The following is an 18,606-nucleotide window of genomic DNA, read 5'->3' on the forward strand; positions in this document are numbered from 1 at the left end:
ATAGACTCCTGCGCAAGTGGACTGGGAGAACCTGGTCGGCGTTCTAGCCTCGGTGAGTTTCATCGGGGCTTTTCGCTTTCTGAGCGCGGGAAAATCTTTAAACCCCAATTGTCGAAACCCTCTCCCACATTATTACGACCACCACTGCAGTAAAACTTACGCTTGAGCACGTCAAAGGCACGATTTTCCTGCCCCGACCGCAAAACGCTCATACCAATGGGTCTTGCAACGAGGTCCGCCAGCTGTAACCCCGTGGAATTCACTTGTTTGGTTGCAAAGACGATTTCGAACGGCAGCTTAATGTCCAATCGGTTCGCGCCATCACGCATGCGGCGAAACTCCAACTCAAGCTCGTTATCCTCTCTCTTCCCCCTCCGCTCGAAAATCACATGAGTCAATGCGCTCTGCTGGTTCTTTTCCTGCAAAAACTCATAAAGCGTTTCCAAGCAGAAGCCGAGTGCGACGTGATAAGGATTGTGAACAGATCCCTCTTTTTCGCGAAGGACGGCCTTGTCGATCACGCAACTGATCAGGACGAAATTGCTGGCCTCAATAATGTCCGTCAGCTCATCGAGAAAGGCATGTTTGTGTTGCCTGGACAGGAAGAGCCCGGAAAATGCGCCCTTTTCCCTCCGAATTTCCAATTCATGCAGACAGATCAGGTCATGCCCCATGTGATTGAATTTAAATTTCTGAAGGGCAGGAATGACCTTTTCGCAATAATGCCTTTTATGAAAAACACAGAATGCCAACACAAACATTGGATAGTTTGGGTCTAGCTTTTGCATTCCATGGTCGCCGCTCTCGTCGACATAAACGATAAAGTCGCTGTACTTCCCAGTTGAAGGCAACAGCTTCTTCGTATCAGCATTGGCTTCGCTATCGCTTTCGTTTTCAAAAACAAAGAATTGTTGAGGCAAGTGAGTTACCCACGCCCCGCCCGCCAATAAATCGCGATATTACCGTCAACGCCCTGCCGATAGATCGTGTAAGGCAAGACCACCGTGTCCAGCACGCCCGACAGGCTTAAATCCAGCAACACCAGCGGCACTAGAAATCCGGTGGGGTCGGGTGGTGCGTTCAATACACAGAAGTCATAGGCCAGGCCGCTGTAGACCCGGGGGATGGACTGGCAGTAGGTTTTTTGTTTTCTGAGGCTGCGGGCGGCGTCGGCGTCGTCTTGCAGGACGGTTACGGCGGTGCCGCAGCCGGATAAGATCAGGGAGAAAGCACCCAGTACAGCCGCCATTTTTTTCATCTGAATCTGCCTGTCGAGAACGTCAGGCAAACTAGCATCGGGGTTATTCAGGGCACAGTTCATGGGGTCTGTGGATTGTGTAGGACGGTTCGTAAGAACTTGTCCTCCGATGATCGACCGGGGGATTTTCGCTGAATGTAAGGGCCTAATCGCGAGCAAGCTCGCTCCCACAGTAGTTCTGCGGCGTACACAAGATAGGTGTACAGAACCGATCCCTGTGGGAGCGAGCTTGCTCGCGATAGGGCCGCAGGCCCGATTCAGGCAGCGCTGGAGATGTCTTTCGGTAAACGCTGATCGATCACCTGATACAGCGCACTGCTCTCAGGCCAGTTGCGCATAAACCGCGCCCGATCCCGCGCATAGGCCGGGGCAAAGCTGCCCGCCGAGCCGTGCTGACACATGGAATCCAGATCAATCAGCGCCCAGCGATCCTGCTGCCAGAACAGATTGTGGCCCTTGAAATCACCATGGCTGATCCGCTCGCGAATCAGTTCGGCGAACAAGTGATCCAGCGCCAGCAATTCGGCTTCTGGTGCCGAACCATTCTCAACATACGGCGCAAACCGCTCGATGATGTCCGGCCCTGCCAGGTATTCGGTCACCAGATAAGCCCGACTGCGCAACCAGAGGAAGCGCTTTTCCAGCACGGCCAGTGGCTTCGGCGTCGCGATCCCCAGGAACGCCAGGCGATTGCCCTCGCGCCAGGAATGCCAGGCACGGCTCGGGCGCCAGAAGCGCTTGAGCCAATGGGCAAAACCCTTGATGTTGTAGCGTTTGATCACCAGCGTGCGCCCGGCCACTTCGACCTTGCCGACGCTCGCCGCGCCGCCGGTCTTGTACAAGTGGCCCTGGTCGAGCAAGGCATCGGCCTGTTCCAGCACCGGCAGCATCGCCGCTTCTTCTTCACGACGAATCGCCCGCAAGCCGAACGCCCCGCGCTGGACGCTGAACAGCGTGCATTCGCGGCCGCACTTGATCAGGAAGTCCTTTAAACGCCAGCGACGAACCTTGTCGATCTGCTTCTGCAAGGCTTCCATCGGCAAGGCGTGTTCGCCGTTGCTCAACAGGTAATACACCAGCAACTCTTCGGTAAACGGTTCCAGTGACTTGGGCAGCTGGGCGAAAAATACGCCGAGGTTTTCCAGGACTTTCTGGCGCGACAGCGGCTGGCCAGGGGTTTCGGCGCAGACGCCACCGCCATCGATCAAATACAACCGACCGCGTTGGCGCAACAGGTTGTCCAGGTGCAGGTCTTCCTGCCACAGGCCTTTGCGATGCATCTGGCCGATAGCACCCAACGCCTCAGCCAACACCGCGCCTTGCATATCCGCCAGTACCGGCAAGTGCTCGACTTTTTTCCAGGTTTCGCCAAGGCTCTCGGCGCCTTCGATGAAATCGAACAGCAACCAACCGCCCTCGCCGTCCTTCAAGCCATCCGCCAGCAGTTGCGGCGTGGTCAGGCCCTGATCGGCCAGCAAGTGCACGCCATCGCGTTCACGCTGAAAGTGCCGCGCCGCTTTGCTGCCCACCAGTAATTTGGCCAACACCGGGCGGCCGCGCCAGACACCGGCACCGACATAACGCTGCCCCGGCAACACGCGCAACAAGCTCAACAGTTGCAGCTCGGCAGGTCCGGCGGCATCCGCCAGTGGGATGTTCAATGGCAGGCGCGGACTGCGGCCGGCGTTCTTCAGTTCGGACAAACGCATCAACGCGTCTCCTTGTGACTGCGTCGCGCGGTCAGTCGCGAAACCCAGCTGTCCACCAGCGAACTGTCACCGGCCTGGTCCACATAACTCGCCAACAACTCGCGCAATTGACCTTCGTCCCACTCCGGCGCGCGACGCAGCAATGGTTCCAGATCCTTGATCCGGTCACGCTGGCCGAACAGCAAGGGCCGGGTCTTTTCCAGGTCGATCAACTGCGCCTGGTAACCGTCACCAGTGGCCCGCAGGAAAATGTGTTTGGGGTAGAAGCAACCGTGGACCTGACGTACGCCGTGCAGGCGCCGCGCCAGTTGTCCACAGGCGTGCAGAATCGCCGAGTGCTGCGCCGCGCTCAGGTCCGACCAGCGCTGCAACAGCGTATCCAGGTCATCCCATCCATCCAGGGCGCGGGTCAGCAGTATCGCCCGGACTTCGCCGTCGACCTTGCGCTCACCGAAAAACGCCGCTTGCAGCGCCGGAATCCCCATCTTCTGATAACGCGTAATGTTGCGAAACTCACGGGCAAAACTCGGCTCGCCGAACGGCGCATGAAAGGTGCGCGTCAAGTAGTTGCTCTGGCGTTTGAGGTAAAACCCCTGACCTTCCAGGTCCAGCCGAAACACACTGCTCCAGCCGCCACCCGCGGTGTTGGGTTCATCCACCGCGTCGAGCTGCTTGGCCCAGAGGGCGTCGAAGGTGCCGAGGCCGTGGCGCTCAAGCAGCGCACGGTCTTCAGCGGCCAGAAAATCAGTCATTCGCGTCCCTCGAAAAATCTCACCACGTGACGAATACGCTTTTTGTCAGCGGCATTCAGGCGTTCACGCCCACGGTATTGCAGGTAGAAGCGCAAGCGCTGGGTCGCCGACAGGTGATACTTGGCCACCTTGTCGAGACAGGCCAGGTCCTTGGTGATGCGATATTTCAGCCAGAAGCCGCGCCAGAAATCGCCGTTGGGGCAATCGATCAGGAACAGCTTGGCTTCGTCATCGATCAGCAGGTTGCGCCACTTCAAATCGTTATGGGTGAAGCGATTGTCGTGCATGGTCCGGGTGTAACCCGCCAGTTGCCGACTGATGTTATCGACCCAGGCGCGGTCCGCCAGTTTCGGGTCATGCCGGTCGGCCAGGGCCGACAGGTCTTCGGTATTCGGCAACTCGCGGGTGATCATCGCCCCACGGTCGTACGCCGCACCGCGACGCTTCAGGCCCCAGGCCACCACTTCGGCGGTGGGAATGCCCCACTTGGCGAAGCGCTTGAGATTCTGCCATTCAGCCTTGACCCGAGGCTTGCCCAGGTAACGACGCAGGCCTTTGCCGGCACCGACGTAGCGCTTGACGTAATAGTTGACGCCATTGCGCTCGACACGGATCACCTCGGACAACGGGTCGCGGGTCAGGCGCTCGCCCTGAAGGGCAAACACTGCTTCCAGACTGCCGAAGTCTTCGGCGAGATCACTGTAGGCAGGTTCCAGTTTCCAACCCGGCATCAGAGCGCATCCCCGTATCGCTGTTTACGATCGTAGAGCTTGTTCGCCTTGCCTTCGAGCCAGCTTAACAACGCCGCTTCCTCGGCCAGAATCTGGCGCAACGGCTGCTGGAAGTAGCCCTTGAGGAAACGCAATTTGTCGCGCTGGGTCAGGCCGATGTCCAGGGCCGAAAAGTACAGCGCCGCCAGATCCTTGTTGCGCCAGCGCTGAGTAATCGCCGGGCGGGTCTGGGCGCGGTGCAGGTCGATCACCGAGAGCTTGAAGTCGTCGGCAGTCACCGGTTTATCGGTGTGCAGCAAGAAGTGGCAGATGTAGCAGTCGCGGTGATTAACCCCGGCGCGGTGCATCATGCCGGTCATGCGCGCGACTTCGGCGATCAGCGCGCGCTTGAGTTTCGGCTGCGGTGGGTTTTTGACCCAGTCGATGCTGAAATCTTCGAGGCTGACGGTCGGCGCCAGTTCTTCGGTGACGATGAACGAATGCTGATCCGCCGGGTTGCTGCCCTTCTCGCCATAAGCCACGGCGGTCATGGTCGGCACGCCGACGTCTTGCAGGCGCTGAATGGCTTTCCATTCCTGGCCCGCGCCGAGTACCGGCAGCTTGGCGGTGAGCAGGTTCTTGAAGATCTCGCCCCAGCCGATGCCACGGTGAATCTTCACGAAAAACCCGTTGCCGTCCACTTCAGTGCGCAAGGTCCGGCGCGCTTCAAGCTCGCGGTACACCTCGCCCTGCAAGCCTTCGACTTCGGCGAACGGATCGCGTCCATCCCACAGGCTTTTGAACGGTTCAGCCAGCATCAACTTCATTAAGCGTGCTCCGCCAGAATCACATCGGCCGCGTGTTGCGGCATGCTGTAGAGGTCGGCCGTCTCGGCGAAAGCCAGACCGTTGCGGCTCCAGGCCGCCCGTGCTTGCGCGTCATTCAACATGCCGGTCAGGTACTGCGTGAGCTGCGCCTGATCAAAGGGTTCGTCCAGCACCAGGCCGGCGTCGGCCTCGGCGATGTAATGGGCGTAACCACACACCGCGCTCACCAGTACCGGCAGCCCGGCCACCAGAGCTTCAAGCAGCACCGTGCCGGTGTTTTCGTTGTACGCCGGGTGGATCAACAGGTCGGCGCCCAACAGGAAACGCGGGATATCGCTGCGGCCCTTGAGGAACGTCACGTTGTCGCCGAGCCCCAGTGTGGCGCTCTGCATCTGGAACAATTTGGGGTCATCCTGGCCAATTACAAACAGCCGGGTACGTTTCTTCAGATCAGCGGGCAATGCCGCCAGCGCCTTGAGGCTGCGATCCACACCCTTGGTCTTGAACCCGGAGCCGATCTGCACCAGCAGCAAATCGTCATCCTTGAGCTTGAACTCACGACGGAACTCGGCGCGAATCTGGGCCGCATTCGCCGGTGCGCGACGGTCCTGGGAAATGCCCGGGGGCAGCAAATGGAAGCGTTCCAATGGCGTGTCGTAATGCTTGATGAACAACGGCTGCTGGACTTCAGAAATCATCAGCACTTCAGTTTTGGCGTCCTTGGCGAACACCGCGCGCTCGTACTCGGCAAAGTGCCGGTAGCGGCCCCAGCGCCGGTACAGCGAGTTGCGCAGGTTCTGCGCCTTGTCTTCGAAGCAGCCGTCGGCGGCGTAGTAAACGTCCAGGCCCGGCATCTTGTTGAAACCGATCAGGCGATCCACCGGACGCTTGGCCAGGTCGGCCTCCATCCATTCGCTGAGTTTTTCGTTGCGCCGATGATTGAAGAACGCCTTGACCGGCGCCACCAACACTTCGAAACCCGGCGGCACGTCGCCTTCCCAGATCAGCGTGTAAACGCGGATCTGATGCCCGCGCTGCTGACATTCCAGGGCGATGCGCATGAAATCGCGCTGCAAACCGCCAAACGGGAAATATTTATAAAGGACAAAAGCCAATTGCATCAGCGCAGCTCCTCAGCCAGTAACAACGTGCTCAGTCGGCTGGCGACACGCTGGGGATTCAGACGCGTGAAGCACAGGGGCCACTCGCGTTTCAGGTCAAACTGACGGGCATCTTCGGCCGTCGGTTGATAGGTGCATTTCTTTTGCAGGCAGGGCGCGCACGGGAAGTCGCTGGCGATGTGGATCTGCGCCTTGCCGTAGGCGCCGGTCAGGCCCGGATTGGTCGGGCCGAACAGCGACAGGGTCGGTACGTCCAGTGCGGCGGCCAGGTGACCGAGACCGGTGTCCACGGCCACACACGCCTGGGCGCCGGCCAGGACCTTGCCGACACCGGCCAGGTTCAGTTTCGGCAGCACTTCGACATGCCGGAAACCGGCGGCGATGCGCTCGGCCCGGGCCTTCTCGATCGGGTTGCCCCAGGGCAGTTTCACCGCCACACCGAGGTGGCCGACGCGTTCGGCCAGTTCACGCCAATAGGCTTCGGGCCAGTGCTTGGTGTCCCACGTCGTGCCATGCAGGAACAACACGTAGGGATTCTTGCGCGGCAGTTCGACCAGACGCTCGACGTTCAGGCCGTAATCGCCCAGGCCTTTGGGCAAGTCGTAGCCCAAGGCCAACGCGAACAATTGACGCACTCGCTCCACCGCATGTTGACCACGGCCCACGGCCAGACGCCGGGAGTAGAAGCGCGCGGCCATCGGCTCGCGGGCTGAATCCTTGTCCAGTCCGGCCACCGGGGCCTTGACGTAGCGCGTCAACCAGGCGCTTTTGAGCAGGCCTTGGGCATCGATGACCAAATCATATTTCGTCGCGCGAACGCTTTGTTTGAAGCGTTTCCACTCGCCACTTTTGATGGTCTGCCAGATGTTCTTGCGCCAGCGGCGGATCGCCACCGGGATCACCTTGCCCACGGCCGGGTGCCAGGTCGGAATCTCGGCAAAGCCTTCTTCCACCACCCAATCGAACGTGATGCCGGGAATCGCCCGCGCGGCGTCGGTCAACGCTGGCAACGCATGAATCACGTCCCCCAGCGATGAAGTCTTGATCAACAGTACCCGCAAACTAATTGACCTCGACCACAGTGCCCTGCAACCGCTGCAAGGCTTCATTCACCGGTTGCGGCTCCAACTGACGCAGGCAATTGTAATGGCCGAAGCGGCAGGTGCGATCGAAGCACGGACTGCATTCGATACCCAGGCGCACGATCTCGACGTGCTCGGCCAACGGCGGGGTGAAGCCCGGCGAGGTCGAGCCGTAGACCGCGACCAGCGGACGGTTCAGCGCCGCAGCGACGTGCATCAGGCCGGAGTCGTTGGACACCACCGCGTCAGCGCAGGACATCAGGTCAATCGCTTCGGCCAGGGACGTGCCGCCACTGAGGTTCACCGACTCTTCACGCAAGCCGGGAATCAGGCGCGCGCGGATGTCTTCACCCACCGCGTGATCGTTTTTCGAGCCGAACAGCCAGACTTGCCAGCCTTCGCGGATCTTGGTTTCGGCGACCTTGGCGTAATGCTCGGACGGCCAGCGCTTGGACTCGCCGAACTCGGCACCGGGGCACAGGGCCAACACCGGGCGATCCAGCGCGAGGCCGAATTTGGCTAGCGCGGCTTCGCGGGTGACCGGGTCGATTTGCAGGCTCGGGCGTGGATAGGGCTTCGGCAGATCAACGCCCGATTCATAGGCCAGGGCCATGAAGCGCTCAATCATCAGCGGGTAACGTTCTTTATCCAGCGTGCGCACGTCATTGAGCAGGCCATAGCGGAACTCGCCACGCCAGCCGGTGCGTTTCGGGATGCCGGCGAAGAACGGCACCAATGCCGACTTCAGGGAATTGGGCAGCAGGATCGCCTGGTCGTACTGGCCGGCCAGGGATTTGCCGATGCGCCGACGGGTCGCCAGCTCCAGGGCGCCATGGCCGAGCGGGAAGCTCAAGGCCTGTCGCACTTCGGGCATGCGCTCCAGGATCGGCCGGCTCCACTCAGGGGCCAGGACGTCGATTTCGCATTGCGGGTGGCGTTGCTTGAGACACTGAAACAGTGTCTGCGCCATCACCATGTCACCGACCCAACTGGGCCCAACGATCAGAATTTTCATGTGGTTTCCAAAAACGAACCGGGGAGGCATACGCCTCCCCGCCTCGAGAATCACTGCGCGAGCAAGACGGCTTGCGATGGGTCATCACCTTCAACATTACTGTCGACTGTCACTCCGCTATCGCGAGCACGCCCGCTCCCACATTGGGTATTGGTGCACATCCAGTGCGGTGTAGCTCAATCTACCAAACACTGTAGATCTACTGTGGGAGCGGGCTTGCTCGCGAAGGGACCGGCACATCCAGCATCAATGGTGACTGATACTCCGCTTTCGCGAGCAGGCTCGCTCCCACACTGGGTATTCGGTGTTTCAACTATACGGTTTCAGCTTAACCCCATCTCTTTCCAGATCCGCAACACCTGGCGCCGTTCGTCCGCGAACTGATCACCCGGGATCACCCCCGGATCCTTCTGCAAGGCCTGCCGGTGTGCGGCGGAGCGGTAGGCTTTATAGGCCTCGCGCAACAGGCTCGCATCTTCGACGGGCATCAGCCCTGCCTTTTCCAACTCTTCCAGAATGCGGATGTTGTCGGTCCAGCGCAGCAATGACGGGTGCTGTTCGGACCACGCCAGGGCCGCGTATTGCACCATAAATTCAATATCGACGATACCTCCGGCGTCCTGCTTGAGATCGAACGGCGCCGTGGCCTCGAAGGCATTTGCCCCGGTGCCGGCGGCGGTGCTCTTGCTGCCGAGGTTATCGCGCATCTTGGCGCGCATCTCGCTGACCTCCTGGCGCAAGGTCGGCAAATCCCGGGCCTTGCCCAAAATCGCCGCGCGCACCTTCTCGAACGCCTGGCCCACATCCTGACTGCCGACCAGCACCCGCGCCCGCACCAGCGCTTGATGTTCCCAGGTCCAGGCTTCGTTTTCCTGATAACGGGCAAACGCCCCAAGGGAACTCACCAGCAACCCGGACGCACCGGACGGCCGCAGACGCATATCCACTTCATACAACTGGCCGGAGTTGGTCTGCGCCGTGAGCAAGTGAATGATCCGCTGCCCCAATCGGGTGAAGAACTGCGCACCGTCGATAGGTTTCGCCCCGTCGGTCTCCGCCTGCGGATCGCCGTCGTGGACAAACACCAGGTCCAAGTCCGAACCATGCCCCAATTCCAGGCCACCGACCTTCCCATAACCGACAATCACAAAGCCGGGATCGCACAACGTACCGTCGGTACGCAGGGGCGTGCCGTATTTGGCCACCGTTTGGCGCCAGGCCAGGGCCAGCACTTGTTCGAGGATCGCTTCGGCGAGCCAGGTCAGGTAATCGCTGACTTTCATCAACGGCAGGCTGCCGGAGATTTCCGACGCAGCAACGCGCAAGCGGTGCGCCAGTTTGAAATGGCGCAGGGCTTCCATCTGCTGTTCGAGGTCATCCTCGGGAATCCGCGTCAGACGCTCGCGCAACTCGGCAGCCAGTTCCGGCGCCAGTGGTGGTTTGAACAACCGGCCTTCGTTAAGCAATTCATCGAGCAACAGCGGGAAGCGGGTGATCTGCTCGGCAATCCACGGACTCGCTGCGCACAAGGTCAGCAAACGGCGCAAGGCGCCGGGGTTTTCCGTCAGCAACACTAAATAAGCCGAACGCCGGGCCACCGCTTCAACCAGTGGCAACACTCGCTCCAGCACCAAGTCCGGATTGGCGTGCTCTACGGCTTGGGCCAGCAACCGTGGAATAAAGGCATCGAGGCGCTCGCGCCCCAAGCGTTGCATGGCCCGCAATTGCGGACTGCCACGCAGGCTGGCCAAGGTTTTCAGGGCCTTGGAAGCATCAGCAAAGCCGCCCTGCTCCAACTGTCGGCAAGCGGCTTCTTCATCCTGGGATTCTTCCCACAACGGCAGCCATTCACCGCCGACCACCACTTCGGCCTCGGCGCCTTCCTCTTCATCAGGATCGGCAATCACCTGAGCAAAGTGCCAGGCCACCCGGCCACGCCAATACATCAGCCGCTCGTGAAACGCGTCCCAATCGGCAAAGCCGAGCATAAAAGCGATACGCGCCTGATCCTGCGCGCTGTCCGGCAGCATCTGGGTCTGGCGGTCGGCGATCGCCTGGATCGCGTGTTCGGTGTAACGCAGGAATTCGTAGCCGTTGCGCAACTCGCTGATCACCGGCGCCGGCAGGTAACCCTGGCCTTCCAGTGTGCTCAGTACTTTTAATAGCGGACGTTGTTGCAGGCTCAGGTCGCGACCGCCATGGATCAACTGGAACGCCTGGGCGATAAACTCGACTTCACGAATGCCGCCGGAGCCAAGCTTGATGTTGTCGGCCATGCCTTTGCGCCGCACTTCCTGCTGGATCAACTGCTTCATGGTGCGCAGCGCTTCGATGGCCGAGAAGTCCAGATAACGGCGATAAACGAACGGACGCAGCATTTCTTGCAACTGCGCGCCGGCCACTTGGTCGCCAGCCACCACCCGCGACTTGATCATCGCGTAGCGTTCCCAGTCGCGGCCCTGGTCCTGGTAATACTGTTCGAGTGCGTTGAAGCTCAAGACCAAAGCACCCGCCGAACCGTAAGGCCGCAAGCGCATGTCGACGCGAAATACAAAACCGTCGACGGTCATCGGGTCGAGGGCCTTGATCAGACGCTGGCCGAGGCGAATGAAAAATTCCTGGTTATCCAGCGAGCGCTTCACGCCCACGGTTTCGCCGCCCTCGGGGTAGGCGAAGATCAGGTCGATGTCCGACGACAGGTTGAGCTCTACCGCGCCGAGCTTGCCCATGCCGAGAATGACCATTTGCTGCGGCTCGCCACTGCGCCGGCCAGTGGGCACGCCGAACTGCTGGCAATGCCGCGAATACAACCACTGATAGGCCTGATCGATGCTCGCATCGGCCATGTCCGAGAGGTCGTGGCAGGTCTGGATAAGGTCGGCCTGGCGGGTCAGGTCGCGCCAGATGATCCGCACTTGCTGGCGGGTGCGCTGGCGGCGCAGGGCGCGGCCGAGTTCGTCTTCGGTTTCGGCTGCATTTACGGCCGTCGCGATCTGCGCGCACAGTTCGCCGGTGGCGAAGCTGCGATCGAGTTCACCGGACTGCACCAGCCCCAGCAACATCAAAGGGTCACGAACGCTCTGTTCAATCACGAAATCGCTGGCGGCGCTGACCCGGGCGAATTGCGCCCAGCGTTCAGGCGTCCAGCTGGACAGGCCATGATCGTCTTCTAATAAGGCGACGGCCGTACGGAACGACTGCTCGGCACGGGTGACCAACGGCTGGAGAATGGCAGGCAGTTCGGCAAGCGAAGGCAGGGTCATGGTCTATCCTTGATCGGCGTGTGAAGGGCTGCATGTAGTGAATTTTGAAAACACACTACGTGACCGACTGTCGAACAAAGGTTAGAAATAGCTGAAATTTCTTTTATTTTGGCAGCCAACATCAAGCTTTCACCTTTTCTGGTTGGCAAAAGACCAACCTTAACGATTATTCTCACAACGCAGCCGGAGGCCACAAGCCATTCATCTGTAGTTTTACTACTCGTCTATACATTCGAAAGGCTGAAATGCCCGTTGATTTGTAGTAAAACTACACGCCGCCGGAACAACCTCTCGGCAATCCAAGAATTTATATCGTCTGCCCACAAGGCCAGTCGCAAACTCAGGCAACCGATTCTGGAAGCCTTTCCGCCCTGGAGCAAGCCATGCAAGACCTCGATCCCGTCGAAACCCAGGAATGGCTGGACGCCCTGGAATCGGTTCTCGACAAAGAAGGCGAAGACCGCGCTCACTATCTGATGACCCGTATGGGCGAATTGGCGACCCGCAGCGGTTCGCAATTGCCTTACGCCATCACCACGCCATACCGCAACACCATTCCTGTTACCCACGAAGCACGCATGCCTGGCGACCTGTTCATGGAACGCCGCATTCGCTCGTTGGTACGCTGGAACGCGATGGCCATGGTGATGCGTACGAACCTGAAAGATTCGGACCTGGGCGGTCACATCTCCAGCTTCGCCTCCAGCGCCACCCTGTATGACATCGGCTTCAACTACTTCTTCCAGGCCCCGACCGACGAACACGGCGGCGACCTGATCTACTTCCAGGGCCACACCTCGCCAGGCGTTTACGCCCGTGCGTTCATGGAAGGTCGCATCACCGAAGACCAGATGAACAACTTCCGTCAGGAAGTCGACGGTCACGGCTTGTCGTCCTATCCGCACCCATGGCTGATGCCTGACTTCTGGCAGTTCCCGACCGTATCCATGGGTCTGGGCCCGATCCAGGCGATCTACCAGGCACGTTTCATGAAGTACCTGGAAGCCCGTGGCTTCATTCCTGAAGGCAAGCAAAAAGTCTGGTGCTTCCTGGGCGACGGCGAGTGTGACGAGCCGGAATCCCTGGGCGCTATCTCCCTGGCTGGCCGCGAGAAGCTCGACAACCTGATCTTCGTCATCAACTGCAACCTGCAGCGCCTCGACGGCCCGGTTCGCGGCAACGGCAAGATCATCCAGGAACTCGAAGGCGTTTTCCGTGGTGCTCAGTGGAACGTGACCAAAGTCATCTGGGGCCGTTTCTGGGACCCACTGCTGGCCAAAGACGTCGACGGTATCCTGCAACGTCGCATGGACGAAGTCATCGACGGCGAGTACCAGAACTACAAAGCCAAAGACGGCGCGTTCGTGCGTGAACACTTCTTCAACTCGCCAGAACTCAAGGCGATGGTTGCTGATCTGTCCGACGACGAGATCTGGAAACTCAACCGTGGCGGCCACGACCCGTACAAGGTCTACGCGGCGTACCACGAAGCGGTCAACCACAAAGAACAACCGACCGTCATCCTGGCCAAGACCATCAAGGGTTATGGCACCGGTGCCGGCGAAGCGAAGAACACCGCGCACAACACCAAGAAGGTTGATGTTGAAAGCCTGAAGCTGTTCCGCGATCGTTTCGACATTCCAGTGCGCGACGAAGAGCTGGAGAACCTGCCGTTCTTCAAGCCAGAGCCAAACAGCGCCGAAGCCCGCTACCTGAGCGAGCGCCGTACTGCACTGGGTGGTTTCGTGCCACAGCGCCGCGCCAAGAGCATCAGCGTTCCGACGCCATCCCTCGATACCCTCAAGGCCATCCTTGACGGCTCGGGCGACCGTGAAATTTCCACCACCATGGCGTTCGTGCGGATCCTCGCGCAATTGGTCAAGGACAAGGAAATCGGCCCGCGCATCGTTCCGATCATCCCGGACGAAGCCCGTACCTTCGGTATGGAAGGCATGTTCCGTCAGTTGGGCATCTACTCGTCCGTCGGCCAGCTCTACGAGCCAGTCGATAAAGACCAGGTGATGTTCTACCGCGAAGACAAGAAGGGCCAGATCCTCGAAGAAGGCATCAACGAAGCGGGCGCCATGAGCTCCTTCATCGCTGCCGGTACTTCGTACTCCAGCCACAACCAGCCAATGCTGCCGTTCTACATCTTCTACTCGATGTTCGGCTTCCAGCGTATCGGCGACCTCGCCTGGGCCGCTGGCGACAGCCGTACCCGTGGCTTCCTGATCGGCGGCACCGCCGGCCGGACCACGCTGAACGGCGAAGGCCTGCAACACGAAGATGGTCACAGCCACATCCTGGCCGGCACCATCCCGAACTGCCGCACCTTTGATCCAACTTACGGCTATGAGCTGGCGGTGATCATCCAGGACGGCATGAAGAAGATGACCGAAGAGCAGCAGGACGTTTTCTACTACATCACCGTGATGAACGAGTCCTACCAGCAGCCAGCCATGCCGGCCGGTGTCGAGGAAGGCATCATCAAGGGCATGTACCTGCTCGAAGAAGACACCCGCGAAGCGGCGCATCACGTTCAGCTGATGGGCTCCGGCACCATCCTGCGTGAAGTGCGTGAAGCGGCGAAGATCCTGCGTGAAGAGTTCAACGTCGGCGCTGACGTGTGGAGCGTTACCAGCTTCAACGAACTGCGTCGCGACGGCCTGGCCGTAGAGCGTACCAATCGCCTGCACCCTGGCCAGAAGCCTAAGCTGAGCTACGTCGAAGAGTGCCTGAACGGCCGTAAAGGTCCGGTCATCGCCTCCACCGACTACATGAAGCTGTTCGCAGAACAAATTCGCCAGTGGGTCCCGTCCAAGGAATTCAAAGTCCTGGGCACCGACGGTTTCGGTCGCAGTGACAGCCGTAAAAAGCTGCGTCACTTCTTCGAAGTCGACCGTCACTTCGTGGTGTTGGCAGCCTTGGAAGCCTTGGCTGACCGTGGTGATATCGAACCTAAGGTGGTGGCTGAGGCTATCGTCAAGTTCGGGATCAACCCGGAAAAACTCAACCCACTGGACTGCTGAGGAGACAATCTGTGAGCGAACTCATTCGAGTACCTGACATCGGCAGCGGTGAAGGTGAAGTAATCGAACTCTTTGTGAAGGTCGGCGACCGTATCGAAGCCGACCAGAGCATCCTGACGCTTGAGTCGGACAAGGCGAGCATGGAGATTCCTGCTCCCAAGGCCGGCGTCGTCAAAAGCCTGAAAGTGAAAATCGGCGACCGCCTGAAAGAAGGCGACGAACTGCTGGAGCTGGAAGTCGAAGGTGCCGCTGCTGCGGCCCCTGCGGCAACCGCTGCTGCTGCGCCGGCCGCCAAAGCTGAAGCTGCACCGGCTGCTGCACCTGCCGCCGCTGCTCCAGCCGCCGTGCCGGCTGCTGCAACTACCCAGCAGATTCACGTGCCGGACATCGGTTCGTCGGGCAAGGCCCAGATCATCGAGATCCAGGTCAAGGTCGGCGACACCGTCGCCGCTGATCAATCGTTGATCACCCTGGAATCCGACAAGGCAAGCATGGAAATTCCATCGCCTGCTGCTGGCGTGGTCGAAAGCATCAGCGTCAAGTTGAATGACGAAGTCGGCACCGGCGACCTGATCCTGGCGTTGAAAGTGGCGGGTGCTGCGGCCCCTGCTGCTGCCGCGCCAGCCCAGGCTGCTGCTCCGGCCGCCGCCGCTGCTCCAGCGCCAGCCGCTGCGGCTCCGGCGGCACCGGTTGCCGACACGGTTCAGGACATTCATGTCCCGGACATCGGCTCGTCGGGCAAGGCCAAGATCATCGAAGTACTGGTCAAGGCTGGCGACACCGTCACCGCCGACCAGTCGCTGATCACCCTGGAATCCGACAAGGCGAGCATGGAAATTCCATCGCCTGCCGCTGGCGTGGTGGAAAGCGTTTCCATCAAGCTGGATGACGAAGTCGGTACCGGCGATCTGATCCTGAAGCTCAAAGTCAAAGGCGTTGCGCCTGCTGCTGCACCGGCCCCGGCCGCTGCTGCCGCACCTGCCGCTTCTGCTCCAGCCGCCGCTGCACCTGCTACTCCTGCTGCCGCCGCTCCTGCTGCGGCACCGGCCAAGCCTGGCGCCAAGGTTCACGCTGGCCCGGCTGTCCGCCAACTGGCCCGTGAATTCGGCGTCGAGCTGAACGCGGTTGGCGCAAGCGGTCCGCACGGCCGTGTGCTGAAAGAAGACGTGCAGGTTTACGTCAAAGCCATGATGCAGAAGGCCAAGGAAGCACCGGCCGCTGGCGGCGCAACCGGCGGCGCGGGTATCCCGCCGATTCCGGTCGTGGACTTCAGCCGCTTCGGTGAAACCGAAGAAGTGCCGATGACTCGCCTGATGCAAATCGGCGCGTCGAGCCTGCACCGCAGCTGGTTGAACATTCCGCACGTGACTCAGTTCGATTCGGCTGATATCACCGACCTGGAAGCGTTCCGCATCGCGCAGAAAGCCGTTGCAGAGAAGGCTGGCGTCAAGCTGACCATCCTGCCGCTGCTGCTCAAGTCGTGCGCACACCTGCTCAAGGAACTGCCGGACTTCAACAGTTCGTTGGCACCAAGCGGCAAGGCGATCATCCGCAAGAAGTACGTGAACATCGGCTTCGCGGTCGACACCCCGGATGGCCTGCTGGTGCCGGTCATCAAGAACGTCGACCAGAAAAGCCTTCTGCAGCTTGCTGCTGAGGCGGCTGTGCTGGCCGCCAAGGCCCGCGACAAGAAGCTCACCGCTGACGACATGCAAGGCGCCTGCTTCACCATTTCCAGCCTCGGCCACATTGGCGGCACCGGCTTCACGCCGATCGTCAACGCGCCGGAAGTGGCGATCCTCGGTGTTTCCAAGGCAACCATCCAGCCAGTCTGGGACGGCAAAGCCTTCCAGCCGAAACTGATGCTGCCGCTGTCGTTGTCCTACGATCACCGTGTGATCAACGGCGCCGCTGCTGCACGCTTCACCAAGCGTCTGAGCGACCTGCTGGCGGACATCCGCACCATTCTGCTGTAACACCGACGGGCCCTCCTTCACCGGAGGGCCTGTTGCGTTCCACGATTTCCGAGCGCCACGCTCGTACCTCAACCCCGCCAATTTGGCGGGGCTTTTTTTGCCTGAGCAAAACCTGGCGTCTTCCTACATCCGTGGCTGATTTGGCCCACAACTCCAGTCCCCTTCGGCGCGATATTTTTTGCCAGCCAATAACTAGGCTTCGTTCCATAAAGTTCAGTCTGAACTTTGACACTCTCAATAGCTTAGTTAGCGTTACTTCGAATGGATTCGAATATGTTCAAACCGACTATCGGCCCGATTATTGGCCACACTACAACTAACCACGCGCGCATTTTCCTGCGCGGAGATTCTCAACATAGCGACAGTGTATTTGCCGGCATCCGTTATCGGCGCGTAGGCGATGAACGCTGGACTAAAGGCGTGTTTGCCAAACTGTCACGCTTGCGAGACAGGTGCGATGTCATTGCCTTGAATAATCTGGGTGAAGATACCGAATACGAATACCAGGCTGGCTGGTTCAGCCCCATGAACCCGGTGCATACCGTGGAAACCGTGCAGGAATTGCCGCTGCAATGGCCGCGGGAGATCTATCGTTTCCGCACTCGCTCCAGTCAGCGCTTATTGCCGCGTGCCTATATCGTCGGGTCGTGCAGGTATCTGCGCCTGACCGCAGGCATTGCGTCGCTGCCGCAGTTGGGTGACCGGATTTTTGCCTCGATCACCCAACTGGCGGAACAGGCCGATCCGCCCATCAGCGCCACGCTGATGACCGGGGACCAGGTCTATATCGACGACTTGAACCTCATTGCGCCTGACCGGGAACAGAAAGAGATACTTGCCAAGTACCGCGCGGCGTTTTCCCAGCCCCATATTCGCAAGTTGATGTCCGGCACACCGACTTACATGATCCTCGACGACCATGAAATCGAAGATAACTGGCCTGCCAATAAAAACGAAAGTGATGACTACTTGTATGAAAATGCCATGGCTGCTTATGAGCTGTATCAAGCCAGCCACAGCCCCGCGCATGAACTATTGAGCAACGGGCAAATAAGCCGAAAACTTGAACACTATTGGTATCAGTTTGCCGAAGGCGATATCGAATGGTTTGTCACCGATAGCCGGAGCCGACGTAATCTGTCAGCCGATGATCGACGCATTCTCGACGAAGAACAGGAGCAAGCGTTGCTCAATTGGCTGATCCATAGCCCGGCGCGGGTCAAATTTGTGGTCACCAGCGTGATGTTCTACCCCGACCGCAAAAACCTCGGCGACGATGCCTGGAAAGCGTTCCCGGAACAACGCCTGCGGCTGCTGGAGACCATTCGTACACACCGTATCCAGAACGTTTTCTTCGTTTCCGGCGATGTCCACGGCTCCCTGACCAGTCGTCTGACCCACAGCGAGGATCCGGACTTCGAGGTGCACACCATCGTGTCGTCGCCGCTGTGCAACAGCAAACTGCTGCCGTATGCCTCGAAATCGACCTTTATCCTTGATCAACCGCTGGCGCAAACGGCAGCCGGCGACTATCGGCATGAACTGACGAGCGAGGTGGTGAGTCAGGACAATTTTGCGCATCTGGTGGTTGAGGCTGAGCAGATTCGGGTCAATTACCATGATCGGGAGGGTGAGTTGCTGCAATCCATCAGCATTCCTTTAAATTAAGTCGCAATCCTGTGGCGAGCGAGCTCGCCACAGGACAGTGTTCAATTCAGAAAAATCATTACTTTTACCCCTGCGCTGGAGAAATCCTCTCTCCTGCCGACATATTCTTATAGCACTTGGCCTTCATGTCTCTTGTCAGTCGGTGCTGCAATGATGCAACCTTGCCGCAGGCAACAGTTAAGAGGGCGAGAGCCCG

The 18,606-nt window shown here is 59.6% G+C and carries 13 protein-coding genes; 3 read left to right on the forward strand and 10 right to left on the reverse strand.

Going from position 1 to position 18,606, the window contains the following annotated elements; genetic code table 11:
- Nucleotides 1–59: 59 nt before the first annotated feature.
- The 10 genes from BK667_RS00885 to glnE all read right to left on the reverse strand — a co-directional run bounded on the left by BK667_RS00885 (nt 60) and on the right by glnE (nt 11,737).
- Entirely contained in the window at nt 60–920 is an 861-nt protein-coding gene (locus BK667_RS00885; RefSeq protein WP_123511377.1) for a DUF3800 domain-containing protein, read from the reverse strand.
- A gap of 5 nt (nt 921–925) precedes the next feature.
- Nucleotides 926–1,258 (reverse strand): YceK/YidQ family lipoprotein, encoded by a 333-nt coding sequence (locus BK667_RS00890; RefSeq protein WP_123596538.1) that lies wholly within the window; start codon nt 1,256–1,258, stop codon nt 926–928.
- A 257-nt stretch (nt 1,259–1,515) separates the two neighbouring features.
- Nucleotides 1,516–2,967 (reverse strand): lipopolysaccharide kinase InaA family protein, encoded by a 1,452-nt coding sequence (locus BK667_RS00895; RefSeq protein WP_123596539.1) that lies wholly within the window; start codon nt 2,965–2,967, stop codon nt 1,516–1,518.
- Complete coding sequence (locus BK667_RS00900; RefSeq protein ID WP_123510920.1) at nt 2,967–3,719, reverse strand: lipopolysaccharide kinase InaA family protein; 753 nt, start codon at nt 3,717–3,719, stop codon at nt 2,967–2,969. The genes BK667_RS00895 and BK667_RS00900 overlap by 1 nt, the downstream gene beginning before the upstream one ends.
- Entirely contained in the window at nt 3,716–4,450 is a 735-nt protein-coding gene (locus BK667_RS00905; RefSeq protein ID WP_123596540.1) for a lipopolysaccharide kinase InaA family protein, read from the reverse strand. Before BK667_RS00905 ends, BK667_RS00900 begins: the two co-directional genes overlap by 4 nt.
- Nucleotides 4,450–5,256: a lipopolysaccharide core heptose(I) kinase RfaP gene (rfaP, locus tag BK667_RS00910; protein WP_123596541.1), complete on the reverse strand. Its 807-nt coding sequence runs from the start codon at nt 5,254–5,256 to the stop codon at nt 4,450–4,452. The genes BK667_RS00905 and rfaP overlap by 1 nt, the downstream gene beginning before the upstream one ends.
- Entirely contained in the window at nt 5,256–6,377 is a 1,122-nt protein-coding gene (locus tag BK667_RS00915; RefSeq protein WP_123596542.1) for a glycosyltransferase family 4 protein, read from the reverse strand. Before BK667_RS00915 ends, rfaP begins: the two co-directional genes overlap by 1 nt.
- Nucleotides 6,377–7,438, reverse strand: coding sequence for a lipopolysaccharide heptosyltransferase I (gene waaC, locus BK667_RS00920; protein WP_123510928.1), 1,062 nt, complete (start codon nt 7,436–7,438; stop codon nt 6,377–6,379). Before waaC ends, BK667_RS00915 begins: the two co-directional genes overlap by 1 nt.
- Before the next feature lies 1 nt (nt 7,439).
- Complete coding sequence (gene waaF, locus BK667_RS00925; protein WP_123596543.1) at nt 7,440–8,474, reverse strand: lipopolysaccharide heptosyltransferase II; 1,035 nt, start codon at nt 8,472–8,474, stop codon at nt 7,440–7,442.
- Nucleotides 8,475–8,797: 323 nt separating this feature from the next.
- Nucleotides 8,798–11,737, reverse strand: a complete 2,940-nt coding sequence (gene glnE / locus BK667_RS00935) for a bifunctional [glutamate--ammonia ligase]-adenylyl-L-tyrosine phosphorylase/[glutamate--ammonia-ligase] adenylyltransferase (protein WP_123596544.1) — start codon at nt 11,735–11,737, stop codon at nt 8,798–8,800.
- Nucleotides 11,738–12,120: 383 nt separating this feature from the next.
- On the opposite strand from glnE, the gene aceE reads away from it, so the two are divergent.
- The 3 genes from aceE (at nt 12,121) to BK667_RS00950 (ending at nt 18,410) form a co-directional block, all read left to right on the forward strand.
- Nucleotides 12,121–14,766 carry a pyruvate dehydrogenase (acetyl-transferring), homodimeric type gene (aceE, locus tag BK667_RS00940; protein WP_123510934.1) on the forward strand — a complete coding sequence of 882 codons (2,646 nt, stop codon included), beginning with the start codon at nt 12,121–12,123 and terminating at the stop codon, nt 14,764–14,766.
- An 11-nt stretch (nt 14,767–14,777) separates the two neighbouring features.
- Nucleotides 14,778–16,742, forward strand: a complete 1,965-nt coding sequence (gene aceF / locus BK667_RS00945) for a dihydrolipoyllysine-residue acetyltransferase (RefSeq protein ID WP_123596545.1) — start codon at nt 14,778–14,780, stop codon at nt 16,740–16,742.
- A gap of 273 nt (nt 16,743–17,015) precedes the next feature.
- Nucleotides 17,016–18,410, forward strand: a complete 1,395-nt coding sequence (locus tag BK667_RS00950; protein WP_123596546.1) for an alkaline phosphatase D family protein — start codon at nt 17,016–17,018, stop codon at nt 18,408–18,410.
- The last annotated feature ends 196 nt before the right edge of the window (nt 18,411–18,606 follow it).

It is taken from the genome of Pseudomonas frederiksbergensis, from assembly GCF_003732705.1.
Taxonomy (GTDB): Bacteria; Pseudomonadota; Gammaproteobacteria; order Pseudomonadales; family Pseudomonadaceae; genus Aquipseudomonas; species Aquipseudomonas frederiksbergensis_F.

Excerpts from the sequence above, each read along its gene's own strand:
- glnE (WP_123596544.1), bottom strand. The coding sequence starts at position 11,737 with ATGACCCTGCCTTCGCTTGCCGAACTGCCTGCCATTCTCCAGCCGTTG.
- BK667_RS00895 (WP_123596539.1), bottom strand. The coding sequence starts at position 2,967 with ATGCGTTTGTCCGAACTGAAGAACGCCGGCCGCAGTCCGCGCCTGCCA.
- BK667_RS00915 (WP_123596542.1), bottom strand. The coding sequence starts at position 6,377 with ATGCAATTGGCTTTTGTCCTTTATAAATATTTCCCGTTTGGCGGTTTG.
- BK667_RS00905 (WP_123596540.1), bottom strand. The coding sequence starts at position 4,450 with ATGCCGGGTTGGAAACTGGAACCTGCCTACAGTGATCTCGCCGAAGAC.
- BK667_RS00950 (WP_123596546.1), top strand. The coding sequence starts at position 17,016 with ATGTTCAAACCGACTATCGGCCCGATTATTGGCCACACTACAACTAAC.
- BK667_RS00890 (WP_123596538.1), bottom strand. The coding sequence starts at position 1,258 with ATGAAAAAAATGGCGGCTGTACTGGGTGCTTTCTCCCTGATCTTATCC.
- aceE (WP_123510934.1), top strand. The coding sequence starts at position 12,121 with ATGCAAGACCTCGATCCCGTCGAAACCCAGGAATGGCTGGACGCCCTG.
- BK667_RS00900 (WP_123510920.1), bottom strand. The coding sequence starts at position 3,719 with ATGACTGATTTTCTGGCCGCTGAAGACCGTGCGCTGCTTGAGCGCCAC.
- rfaP (WP_123596541.1), bottom strand. The coding sequence starts at position 5,256 with ATGAAGTTGATGCTGGCTGAACCGTTCAAAAGCCTGTGGGATGGACGC.
- waaF (WP_123596543.1), bottom strand. The coding sequence starts at position 8,474 with ATGAAAATTCTGATCGTTGGGCCCAGTTGGGTCGGTGACATGGTGATG.